At 59.1% G+C, this 11,147-nt stretch carries 9 protein-coding genes and 1 pseudogene; 9 read left to right on the top strand and 1 reads right to left on the bottom strand.

Annotation, left to right across the window (positions count from 1 at the left end):
• Nucleotides 1-351: 351 nt before the first annotated feature.
• The 4 genes and pseudogenes from BFP89_RS13650 (at nucleotide 352) to BFP89_RS13640 (ending at nucleotide 3,669) form a co-directional block, all read left to right on the top strand.
• Complete coding sequence (locus BFP89_RS13650; RefSeq protein ID WP_083208059.1) at nucleotides 352-1,248, top strand: methionyl-tRNA formyltransferase; 897 nt, start codon at nucleotides 352-354, stop codon at nucleotides 1,246-1,248.
• A gap of 103 nt (nucleotides 1,249-1,351) precedes the next feature.
• Nucleotides 1,352-1,543, top strand: a pseudogene (locus tag BFP89_RS29350) (hypothetical protein); the annotation flags it as partial.
• Between the two features lie 165 nt (nucleotides 1,544-1,708).
• A complete protein-coding gene (argF, locus tag BFP89_RS13645) occupies nucleotides 1,709-2,629 on the top strand; it encodes an ornithine carbamoyltransferase (RefSeq protein WP_065885995.1) in 921 nt (306 codons plus the stop codon).
• On the top strand, nucleotides 2,626-3,669 hold the full coding sequence (locus BFP89_RS13640) for an ABC transporter ATP-binding protein (protein WP_065885994.1): 1,044 nt from the start codon (nucleotides 2,626-2,628) through the stop codon (nucleotides 3,667-3,669). Before argF ends, BFP89_RS13640 begins: the two co-directional genes overlap by 4 nt.
• A gap of 147 nt (nucleotides 3,670-3,816) precedes the next feature.
• On the opposite strand, the gene ybaK is transcribed toward BFP89_RS13640, so the two are convergent.
• Nucleotides 3,817-4,287 (bottom strand): Cys-tRNA(Pro) deacylase, encoded by a 471-nt coding sequence (gene ybaK / locus BFP89_RS13635; protein WP_065885993.1) that lies wholly within the window; start codon nucleotides 4,285-4,287, stop codon nucleotides 3,817-3,819.
• 325 nt (nucleotides 4,288-4,612) lie between these two features.
• Between ybaK and BFP89_RS13630 the strand changes: the two genes are divergently transcribed.
• The 5 genes from BFP89_RS13630 to BFP89_RS13610 all read left to right on the top strand — a co-directional run bounded on the left by BFP89_RS13630 (nucleotide 4,613) and on the right by BFP89_RS13610 (nucleotide 11,009).
• The gene (locus BFP89_RS13630) at nucleotides 4,613-5,467 is read left to right on the top strand and encodes an MIP/aquaporin family protein (RefSeq protein ID WP_065885992.1); all 855 of its coding nucleotides are present in this window, start codon (nucleotides 4,613-4,615) and stop codon (nucleotides 5,465-5,467) included.
• A gap of 76 nt (nucleotides 5,468-5,543) precedes the next feature.
• The gene (glpK, locus tag BFP89_RS13625) at nucleotides 5,544-7,049 is read left to right on the top strand and encodes a glycerol kinase GlpK (RefSeq protein WP_065885991.1); all 1,506 of its coding nucleotides are present in this window, start codon (nucleotides 5,544-5,546) and stop codon (nucleotides 7,047-7,049) included.
• An 83-nt stretch (nucleotides 7,050-7,132) separates the two neighbouring features.
• Nucleotides 7,133-7,888: a DeoR/GlpR family transcriptional regulator gene (locus BFP89_RS13620; RefSeq protein ID WP_057724781.1), complete on the top strand. Its 756-nt coding sequence runs from the start codon at nucleotides 7,133-7,135 to the stop codon at nucleotides 7,886-7,888.
• Between the two features lie 277 nt (nucleotides 7,889-8,165).
• The gene (gene glpD, locus BFP89_RS13615) at nucleotides 8,166-9,704 is read left to right on the top strand and encodes a glycerol-3-phosphate dehydrogenase (protein ID WP_065885990.1); all 1,539 of its coding nucleotides are present in this window, start codon (nucleotides 8,166-8,168) and stop codon (nucleotides 9,702-9,704) included.
• A 378-nt stretch (nucleotides 9,705-10,082) separates the two neighbouring features.
• Nucleotides 10,083-11,009 carry a glutamate/aspartate ABC transporter substrate-binding protein gene (locus tag BFP89_RS13610; RefSeq protein WP_065885989.1) on the top strand — a complete coding sequence of 309 codons (927 nt, stop codon included), beginning with the start codon at nucleotides 10,083-10,085 and terminating at the stop codon, nucleotides 11,007-11,009.
• Nucleotides 11,010-11,147 lie beyond the last annotated feature (138 nt).

The following is an 11,147-nucleotide window of genomic DNA, read 5'->3' as shown; positions in this document are numbered from 1 at the left end:
TTTATAAGGGCTTTGTTCAACTATGGGCCGCGCCTGCGCGGTGCGCCAGCAACGTTCGCGCGGTGAATCGACAGCTATAGGCAAGCGCATGGCTAAGCGTGAGCAAATGCTTCAGAAACTTCCCATAGGCGCCCCTGCGCATTGCCTTGCGCTGCTTGCGACGCAGAAGGCTTTCGAGCCGATCCCCCCGTCGCCCCCCCCCCATCCCCGCTATCAAAATTCATCCCTGGCCCAAGAATTGGCCCAGGTATCTACGGCGTCCTGCCGAAACGAACGAACGCAACTAACTTTGCCAATGCTAAAAATTGTGGCTATCTTCGCCGCCTACCCTATCCCCGTGGAAGGATTGCAATGATAGCCACAACTCTTACACCAATGCTGACCCTGTTTGTCATGACTGAAAAAGGGCTGGCTTTTACCGAACAGGCTGTTTCCCAGTTCAAAAGTATTATCGCCGAGGTGGTCATCGGACAAGATTCGGCACTCACCAACGATTACTCCGCTGAAATCGCCGGTGTATGCGATAGAGCTGGCGTCAAACACACCCAGCGCAAAGACTTTCAAGGACTCTCCACTGAATACGCCATGGCCATATCTTGGCGATGGCTAATAGATCACCCAGCACAGAAGCTGATCGTTTTCCATGACTCACTGCTCCCGAAATACCGAGGGTTTGCGCCATTGGTCAATGCGCTGATCAACGGAGAAAGCAGGATCGGGGTGTCGGCAATCTTCGGCGCCAGCGAATATGATCGTGGCGACATCATCCATCAGACATCCGTGCCTATCCGTTACCCGATCACCATTGCTGAGGCGATCACAGCTGTAAACGAATGCTACCTGCATTCAGGTCTGGCGGTGCTGGAAGCGTTGTCCAGTGGAGAGCCATTGAAGGCTAAAGCACAGGACCATAGCGAGGCGAGCTATAGCCTGTGGCGAGACGACGAGGATTATCAAATTGACTGGACCCAGTCGGCCAGACGAATTCGACGCATGATCGATGCAGTCGGCAACCCCTATCGCGGCGCGTTCTGCCGGGTAGATGGTGTCCCGGCTCGCATCCTTGCAGCTGAAGAGTTGGACGATGTGCAGATAGAGAATCGAACAGCCGGGAAAGTGATATTCGTTGAAAATGGCACGCCTGTTGTCGTTTGCGGAACCGGCCTCCTAAGAGTTACCGCTTGCGTATCCGACGATGGTGGCGCGCCCCTGATACCACTTGCCAAGTTTCGTGCGCGGTTCAGTTGATAGGTGTTATCACACAATCCGCACCTTACCGCTGTCGTTACTGATGCCTGCGTCCAGTGGTATCAGCCCTAGAATGGGAGTCGACCGGCGTTCGCCGCAATGCCACGCCACGATGTGCTTGATGGCGAACATGGATACCGCGTTCATTGCAAACCAGCTTGGTCACAGTGTACAAATGTTGCTCTCGACCTACGCGAAGTGGATCAACTGCGCATCCGACTGGGCCGAACTGAACAAGCTGAGAATGTACAAATTGGCCCGGTTGTGGCCCATCGCACCAAAGGCGTCTGGCTAGAGCCCCTAAAAATAAGCCTCCTATTGGTAAGACGCGACATTTAATGTCAATATCGCGCCTTCCCCTATTTCGTCGCCCCGTGCGGCTTTCGCCGCAGGTCTCGCCCGTTGTCACAATAAACAAGGCTTTGAGTATCTGCGGTCTGTTGCAAAAAGGTAGTTAATGATGAGCGCAAGGCACTTTCTCTCCCTGATGGATTGCACGCCCGAAGAGCTGGTCAGCGTGATCCGTCGAGGCATTGAGCTTAAAGACCTGCGTAACCGCGGCGTACTGTTTGAGCCTTTGAAAAATCGCGTGCTCGGGATGATTTTCGAGAAGTCCTCGACCCGCACCCGCCTGTCCTTCGAAGCCGGCATGATTCAGCTGGGTGGCCAGGCTATCTTCCTGTCGCCACGCGATACCCAATTGGGCCGTGGCGAGCCGATCAGCGATTGCGCCATCGTGATGTCGCGCATGCTCGACGCCGTGATGATCCGTACCTTCGCCCACAGCACCCTGACCGAATTTGCCGCCAACTCGCGCGTGCCGGTGATCAACGGCCTGTCCGATGACCTGCACCCGTGCCAGTTGCTGGCCGACATGCAAACCTTCCTCGAACACCGCGGCTCGATCCAGGGCAAGACCGTGGCCTGGGTCGGCGACGGCAACAATATGTGCAACAGCTATATAGAAGCGGCCATCCAGTTCGACTTCCACCTGCGCATCGCCTGCCCCGAGGGTTACGAACCCAGCGCCGAGTTCATGGCCAAGGCCGATGGCCGTGTGCAACTGCTGCGCGATCCGAAAGACGCGGTGGTCGGCGCCCATCTGGTCAGCACCGACGTCTGGACCTCCATGGGCCAGGAAGACGAAACCGCCAGGCGCCTGGCCCTGTTCGCGCCATTCCAGGTGACCCGCGCCCTGCTCGACCTGGCCGCGCCGGACGTGTTGTTCATGCACTGCCTGCCCGCCCACCGTGGCGAGGAAATCAGCCTGGACCTGCTCGACGATCCGCGCTCGGTCGCCTGGGACCAGGCCGAAAACCGCCTGCATGCGCAAAAGGCCCTGCTCGAATTCCTCGTGCCGCCGTCGTACCACCACGCATGAGCCAGCCATTACTGCTGAGCCTGCGCAATCTGGCATGCGGCTATCAAGATCAACGGGTGGTGCAGAACCTCAACCTGCACCTCAACGCGGGCGACATTGGCTGCCTGCTCGGCTCCTCGGGCTGCGGCAAGACCACCACCCTGCGCGCCATTGCCGGGTTCGAGCCGGTGCACGAAGGCGAAATCAGCCTGGCGGGCGAAGTGATCTCCAGTGCCGGTTTCACGCTGGCACCGGAGAAACGTCGTATCGGCATGGTGTTCCAGGATTACGCGTTGTTTCCTCATCTGAGCGTGGCCGACAACATCGCCTTCGGCATCCGCAAGCACCCGCACAAAGAGCGTGTGGTCGCCGAGTTGCTGGAACTGGTCAACCTCAAAAACCTGGGCAAACGCTTCCCCCACGAGCTTTCCGGTGGCCAGCAACAACGCGTCGCCCTCGCCCGCGCCCTGGCGCCGGAACCGCAATTGCTGCTGCTGGACGAACCCTTTTCCAACCTGGATGGCGAACTGCGGCGCAAGCTCAGCCATGAAGTGCGCGACATTCTCAAGGCGCGCGGCACCAGTGCGATCCTGGTCACCCATGATCAGGAGGAAGCCTTTGCCGTCAGCGACCATGTGGGCGTTTTCAAGGAGGGTCGTCTTGAACAATGGGATACGCCCTACAACCTCTATCACGAGCCGCAGACGCCGTATGTGGCCAGCTTTATCGGCCAGGGCTATTTCATTCGCGGCCAGTTGAGCTCGCCCGAGTCCGTCAGCACCGAGCTGGGCGAGCTGCGTGGCAACCGTGCCTATACCTGGCCGACCGGTGGCGCGGTGGATGTATTGCTGCGACCGGATGACATCGTCTACGCGCCGGACAGTGCGCTGAAAGCGCGGATTGTCGGCAAGACCTTCCTCGGCGCGTCAACGCTATACCGCCTGCAACTTGCGACCGGCGCGCAGCTGGAGTCGATTTTTCCCAGCCATGTCGATCAGCAGGTCGGCGCGGATGTGGGCATTCGAGTGGCTGCCGAGCATCTGGTGCTGTTCCAGGCGTAAGCAGCTACCTGAAAAAACCGGGTTAATCCTGTAGGAGCGAGCTTGCTCGCGAAAAACTCACAGGCACCGCGTTCATTCAGGAAGCACGCGTTATCGTTGACGTTTTTCGCGAGCAAGCTCGCTCCTACTGGCATTAGGGCGAGCCCATCAGGCCCGGCCAATCGGCGCGAACCTGGCTTGGGTATGCTCAGCCAACACATCGGCCGGCAGCTCTACTTCCAGCCCGCGCCGGCCAGCACTGACAAAAATCGTCGCAAACGGCTGCGCGCTCACATCGATGAACGTGCGCAAACGCTTCTTTTGCCCCAAGGGGCTGATACCGCCCAATAGATACCCGGTGGAACGCTGCGCGGCCGCCGGGTCAGCCATTTCGACTTTCTTGACGCCTGCTGCATTCGCCAGGGCTTTGAGATCAAGACTTCCGACGACCGGCACCACCGCCACCAGCAATTCACCCTTCTCACTGCTGGCCAGCAACGTCTTGAACACCTGCGCCGGGTCGAGGCCCAATTTTTCCGCGGCCTCCAGGCCATACGACGCCGCCTTGGGATCATGTTCATAACTGTGGATACGATGTTCGGCGCGAACTTTTTTCAACAGGTCCAAGGCAGGCGTCATGTGGGCTCCGAAAGATCAAACTGACCGTCGATTCTAGGCCAAGCCTGCGCAAAACGCTCTAGTACAGTCGCTCAAGCGCATACACGGCTGACTGATTCGATGATCATTCACCACACCAATAGTTCTTAAATGACCAACCGTTCACTTTCGACCTTTGACAGCGGTCATTCTTGTCTATATTTTTTCGTTTCCGAATGCTGTAGGAATAACTCCCCAGTACTCGAGCAGTAAGCCGTGACCAGGATGGGGATCCTTGCCACGGTGAAAATCGCGCAACCGCCCGTTGAGGCAGTGCGCCAGACAAGAACAACAACTGAGGTTTTCCATGACAACTGCTCTTCAACAGCCCTCACTTTCGAGCCAATGCATGGCCGAATTCCTCGGCACTGCGCTGCTGATCTTCTTCGGTACCGGATGCGTCGCTGCGCTCAAGGTCGCGGGTGCCAGCTTTGGCTTGTGGGAAATCAGCATTATCTGGGGCGTCGGCGTCAGCATGGCGATCTACCTGAGTGCCGGTATTTCCGGGGCTCACCTCAATCCGGCGGTGAGTATCGCCCTGTGCATTTTCGCCGATTTCGAAAAGCGCAAACTGCCCTTCTATATCCTCGCCCAAATCGCCGGGGCCTTCTGTTCCGCCGCACTGGTGTACACGCTCTACAGCAATCTTTTTTTCGATTACGAACAAACTCACCACATGGTGCGTGGCTCCCAGGCCAGCCTGGAATTGGCCTCGGTGTTCTCCACCTATCCCCATGCGCTGCTGAGCACGGCCCAGGCGTTCCTGGTGGAAATGGTCATCACCGCGATCCTGATGGGCGTGATCATGGCCCTGACGGACGATAACAATGGCCTGCCAAGTGGCCCGTTGGCTCCGCTGCTGATCGGCCTGCTGATCGCGGTGATTGGCAGCGCCATGGGCCCGCTGACCGGCTTTGCGATGAACCCGGCGCGGGATTTCGGGCCCAAGCTGATGACCTTTTTCGCCGGCTGGGGTGAAATGGCCTTTACTGGCGGCCGCGATATTCCCTACTTCCTGGTACCGATTTTCGCGCCGATTGTCGGCGCATGCCTCGGCGCTGCCGCGTATCGCGGGCTGATTGCCCGTCATCTGCCGAGCGCCGCACCTGCTATAGCTGAAACAACTGACACGGCTGTCAACGGCAAGACCCGTATTTCCTGAAAGCGCCAGCCAGGGTCCCTGCCCTTCGTGACCCCGGCTGATTTTTGACTTCCTTATTTCGTCCAAGGCAATTGACATGACCGACCTTCAGAATAAGAACTACATCATTGCCCTTGATCAGGGCACCACCAGTTCCCGGGCGATCATCTTCGATCGCGACGCCAACGTGGTCTGCACCGCCCAGCGTGAATTCACCCAGCATTACCCGCAAGCGGGCTGGGTCGAGCATGACCCGATGGAAATTTTCGCGACCCAGAGCGCGGTGATGGTCGAAGCACTGGCGCAGGCCGGCCTGCACCATGACCAGGTCGCCGCCATTGGCATCACCAACCAGCGTGAAACCACCGTCGTGTGGGACAAAGTCACCGGCCGCCCGATCTACAACGCGATCGTCTGGCAATGCCGCCGCAGCACCGAGATCTGCCAGCAGCTCAAACGTGACGGCCACGAGCAGTACATCAATGACACCACCGGCCTGGTCACCGACCCGTACTTCTCCGGCACCAAGCTCAAGTGGATCCTCGACAACGTCGAAGGCAGCCGCGAGCGTGCGCGTAACGGCGAACTGCTGTTCGGCACCATCGACAGCTGGCTGATCTGGAAATTTACCGGCGGCAAGACCCACGTCACCGACTACACCAACGCCTCGCGCACCATGCTCTTCAACATCCACACGCTGGAGTGGGATGCGAAGATGCTGGAGATCCTCGACGTACCGCGCGAAATGCTGCCGCAAGTGAAGTCGTCGTCGGAAATCTACGGCCGTACCAAAAGCGGCATCGCCATCGGCGGCATCGCGGGCGACCAACAGGCGGCACTGTTCGGCCAGATGTGCGTCGAAGCCGGCCAGGCCAAGAACACCTACGGCACCGGTTGCTTCCTGCTGATGAACACCGGCGACAAAGCGGTGAAATCCAGGCACGGCATGCTCACCACCATCGCCTGCGGCCCCCGTGGCGAAGTGACGTATGCCCTGGAAGGTGCGGTATTCAACGGCGGCTCCACCGTACAGTGGTTGCGTGACGAGCTGAAGATCATCGCCGATGCCACCGACACCGAATACTTCGCCGGCAAGGTCAAGGACAGCAACGGCGTGTACCTGGTGCCCGCGTTCACCGGCCTGGGCGCGCCGTACTGGGACCCGTACGCCCGTGGCGCACTGTTCGGCCTGACCCGTGGCGTACGCGTGGATCACATCATTCGTGCCGCCCTGGAGTCGATTGCCTACCAGACCCGCGACGTGCTCGACGCCATGCAGCAGGACTCCGGCGAACGCCTCAAGGCCCTGCGCGTGGACGGCGGTGCGGTGGCCAACAACTTCCTCATGCAGTTCCAGGCCGACATCCTCGGCACCCAGGTCGAGCGCCCGCAAATGCGCGAGACCACCGCACTGGGCGCGGCCTACCTGGCCGGCCTGGCGTGCGGCTTCTGGGGCAGCCTGGATGAGTTGCGCGGCAAGGCGGTCATCGAGCGCGAGTTCGAACCGCAACTGGACGAGGGCGCCAAGGAGAAGCTCTACGCCGGCTGGCAAAAAGCGGTCAGCCGCACCCGTGACTGGGAGCCGCACGAAGGCGCTGAATAAGCCGACCGCAGGTTGTAACTGGCAGGGAGCGGATTCCTGCGTCATCATGGGCCACTTTTGTATGGCAGCCCAAAGGACGCCCCATGAATCTGCCTCCCCGCCAACAACAAATCCTCGAACTGGTCCGCGAACGCGGCTACGTCAGTATCGAGGAAATGGCGCAGTTGTTCGTTGTCACCCCGCAAACCATCCGCCGCGATATCAACCAGCTGGCGGACGCCAACCTGCTGCGCCGCTACCACGGCGGCGCGGCCTATGACTCCAGCGTCGAGAACACCGCGTACGCCATGCGTGCCGACCAGATGCGCGATGAAAAGCAGCGTATCGGCGAAGCCATTGCGGCGCAGATTCCCGATCACGCGTCGTTGTTCATCAATATCGGCACCACCACCGAATCCATCGCCCGTGCGTTGCTCAATCACCATCACCTGAAAATCATCACCAACAACCTCAACGTCGCCACCATGCTCAGTGCCAAGGACGACTTCGATGTCTTGCTGACCGGCGGCAATGTGCGGCGTGACGGCGGTGTGGTTGGCCAGGCCAGCGTCGATTTCATCAACCAGTTCAAAGTCGACTTTGCGCTGGTGGGTATCAGCGGCATCGATGAAGATGGCAGCCTGCTCGACTTCGACTATCAGGAAGTGCGGGTCTCCCAGGCGATTATCGCCAATGCGCGGCAAGTGATCCTGGCGGCGGACTCCAGCAAATTCGGGCGCAATGCCATGATTCGCTTGGGCCCGATCAGCCTGGTGGACTGCCTGGTCACCGATCAGCAGCCGGTGCCGGCGCTGGTGCAGGTGTTGAATGAACATAAGGTTCGTCTGGAAGTCGTTTAGCGCCTGGCCGGTCCCCATCGGGGGCAAGCCCCCTCCCACATTTCAATGGCGTCGCACATCCAAGTGTGGGAGGGGGCTTGCCCCCGATGACGATTTATCCAACCCCCTCTTTCTTCAGCCAAGCCCAGGCTCATGTTCACAAATTTTCCTTTCCCCGCCCTTCGATGAGTTTTTTCAATCGAAGTCGGCTGGCTGTGCCCGCATTTATCAGCTACCATTTTCGCAAATGAACATTAATGTTCGAATTCCAATACGAAAAGATCGCGAGGCCAAGCCGATGAACCCTTCTACCTTGCCTGCCCCACCGCTTGCCGAAGTCTATGATGTCGCCGTTATCGGCGGCGGGATCAATGGCGTCGGCATTGCAGCAGACGCGGCCGGTCGCGGTTTGTCGGTATTCCTTTGCGAAAAGGACGACCTGGCCAGCCACACCTCTTCAGCCAGCAGCAAACTGATCCACGGTGGCTTGCGCTACCTGGAGCACTACGAGTTCCGTCTGGTACGCGAGGCCCTGGCCGAGCGCGAAGTGCTGCTGGCGAAGGCGCCGCACATCGTCAAGCAGATGCGCTTCGTGCTGCCGCACCGTCCGCACCTGCGCCCGGCCTGGATGATTCGTGCCGGCCTGTTCCTGTATGACCACTTGGGCAAGCGCGAGAAACTGGCCGGCTCCAAAAGCCTCAAGTTCGGCGCCGACAGCCCGCTGAAAAGCGAAATCACCAAAGGCTTCGAATACTCCGACTGCTGGGTCGACGACGCCCGCCTGGTGGTGCTCAATGCCATGGCCGCACGCGAGAAAGGCGCCCATATCCACACCCAGACCCGCTGCATCAGTGCACACCGCAGCAACGGGCTGTGGGAAATGAACATGGAACGTGCCGATGGCAGCCTGTTCTCGATCCGCGCCCGTGCGCTGGTAAACGCCGCAGGCCCGTGGGTCGCCAAGTTCATCAAGGAGGATCTGAAGCTGGATTCGCCTTACGGTATCCGCCTGATCCAGGGCAGCCACCTGATCGTGCCGAAACTCTACGAAGGGGCGCATGCGCACATTCTGCAGAACGAAGACCAGCGCATCGTCTTCACGATTCCGTACCTGAATCACCTGACCATCATCGGCACCACCGACCGTGAATATACCGGCGATCCAGCGAAAGTGGCTATCACCGAAGGTGAAACCGACTACATGCTCAAGGTGGTCAACGCGCACTTCAAGAAACAGCTGAGCCGTGACGACATCGTCCACACCTATTCGGGCGTACGTCCGTTGTGCAACGACGAATCGGATAACCCGTCGGCCATTACCCGCGACTACACCCTGTCGCTGTCCGGCGGCATAGGCGAGGCACCGATCCTGTCGGTGTTCGGCGGCAAGCTGACCACGTATCGCAAGCTGGCTGAATCGGCCATGGCGCAACTGGCGCCGTACTTCACGCAAATGCGCCCAAGCTGGACCGCCAAGGCCAGCCTGCCCGGCGGCGAAGACATGACCACGCCAGAAGCCCTGGCCGAGGCCATTCGCAGCAAGTTCGACTGGCTGCCAGGCGAAATCGCCCGTCGCTGGTCGACCACCTACGGCAGCCGCACCTGGCGCCTGCTGGAAGGTGTGCAGACCCAGGCCGATCTGGGTGAGCACCTGGGAGGCGGGCTCTACACCCGCGAAGTCGATTACCTGTGCGCTGAAGAATGGGTGACGCAGCCTCAGGACGTGCTGTGGCGCCGTACCAAGCTGGGCCTGTTCACCACGGCGGCGGAACAGGACAACCTGCAACGCTACCTGTCCCGGGTTGAACAGAACCGCAGCAAGATCGAAGCGGCCTGACCCCCTCCCGACACTGTAGGAGCGAGCTTGCTCGCGAAAAACCCGAGAGCGCCGCGTTTATCCAGAATAACCGCGGCGCTGTTGCGTTTTTCGCGAGCAAGCTCGCGCCTACCGTCAGCGGGTGTGACATTCGGTTTTCCGAACGTTATACGTCCTCTCTATTCGGTTAGCCGTACCTGCGATGCAGACAGCGACTGTCACACAAAGTTAATTTCCATGTAATTCAATACGTTAAGCTTTTGTTTTCGGTATGGCACGACTCATGCTCTACACTTCCTGACGATTGCCCGAGACGCCTCAGGAGCCGTCAAGGCATTCGCTGTACAAGAGAGCCGTTCCGCTGGCTTCATAAAAAAAACAAATGTCGAGGAAGTATTGATGCGCATCGTTCCCCATATCCTGGGCGCAGCTATCGCTGCTGCTCTGATCAGCACTCCAGTTTTCGCCGCCGAACTCACCGGCACGCTGAAGAAAATCAACGACTCCGGCACTATCACTCTCGCTCACCGCGACAGCTCCATCCCGTTTTCCTATATTGCGGATGGTTCGGGCAAGCCTGTCGGCTACTCCCATGACATTCAGCTGGCCGTCGTTGAAGCCCTGAAGAAGGACCTGAACAAGCCAGACCTGAAGGTCAAGTACAACCTGGTGACCTCGCAAACGCGCATCCCGCTGATCCAGAACGGCACTGCGGACCTTGAGTGCGGCTCGACCACCAACAACGCCGAACGCGCCCAGCAAGTTGACTTCACCACCAACATCTTCGAAATCGGCACCCGCCTGCTGGTCAAGAAAGACAAGGAAGGCAAGCCGTCCTACGCCGACTTTGCCGACCTGAAAGGCAAGAACGTCGTGACCACCGCCGGCACCACGTCCGAGCGCATCATCAAGGCGATGAACGCCGACAAGCAGATGGGCATGAACGTCATCTCCGCCAAAGACCATGGCGAATCCTTCCAGATGCTCGAAAGCGGCCGCGCCGTAGCGTTCATGATGGACGACGCCCTGCTGGCCGGTGAAGAAGCCAAGGCCAAGAAGCCGGACGACTGGGTCATCACCGGTACTCCGCAGTCCTTCGAAGCCTATGCCTGCATGGTTCGCAAAGGCGACCCGGACTTCAAGAAAGCCGTGGATGACGCCATTGTCAGCCTGTACAAGTCCGGCGAAATCAACAAGATCTACGCCAAATGGTTCGAAAGCCCGATCCCACCGAAAGGCCTGAACCTCAACTTCCCGATGAGCGACAAGGTCAAGGAGCTGATCGCCAACCCAAGCGACAAACCAGCGCCAGAAGTAAAAATCTGATACCTGACTAAGCTTATCCCCTGAGGGAGCCACCCTTCCCTCAGGCGTCTGTTACTACCTGCTGGCTTTAACTTGGAACACTCGACCTGGCGGTTTTCGAGCCGATCGTGTGTGCCTGGCGTTCAACGTCAGGTGGGA

It is taken from the genome of Pseudomonas sp. 31 R 17 (genome assembly GCF_900004915.1).
GTDB classification, from domain to species: Bacteria; Pseudomonadota; Gammaproteobacteria; order Pseudomonadales; family Pseudomonadaceae; genus Aquipseudomonas; species Aquipseudomonas orientalis_A.
Note: the sequence above shows the minus strand (reverse complement) of the source record. Positions and strands in the feature narration are given on the sequence as shown.

Coding starts and splice junctions, on each gene's coding strand:
- BFP89_RS13650 (WP_083208059.1), top strand. CDS start 352: ATGATAGCCACAACTCTTACACCAATGCTGACCCTGTTTGTCATGACT.
- ybaK (WP_065885993.1), bottom strand. CDS start 4,287: ATGACGCCTGCCTTGGACCTGTTGAAAAAAGTTCGCGCCGAACATCGT.
- BFP89_RS13640 (WP_065885994.1), top strand. CDS start 2,626: ATGAGCCAGCCATTACTGCTGAGCCTGCGCAATCTGGCATGCGGCTAT.
- glpD (WP_065885990.1), top strand. CDS start 8,166: ATGAACCCTTCTACCTTGCCTGCCCCACCGCTTGCCGAAGTCTATGAT.
- BFP89_RS13610 (WP_065885989.1), top strand. CDS start 10,083: ATGCGCATCGTTCCCCATATCCTGGGCGCAGCTATCGCTGCTGCTCTG.
- BFP89_RS13630 (WP_065885992.1), top strand. CDS start 4,613: ATGACAACTGCTCTTCAACAGCCCTCACTTTCGAGCCAATGCATGGCC.
- BFP89_RS13620 (WP_057724781.1), top strand. CDS start 7,133: ATGAATCTGCCTCCCCGCCAACAACAAATCCTCGAACTGGTCCGCGAA.
- glpK (WP_065885991.1), top strand. CDS start 5,544: ATGACCGACCTTCAGAATAAGAACTACATCATTGCCCTTGATCAGGGC.
- argF (WP_065885995.1), top strand. CDS start 1,709: ATGAGCGCAAGGCACTTTCTCTCCCTGATGGATTGCACGCCCGAAGAG.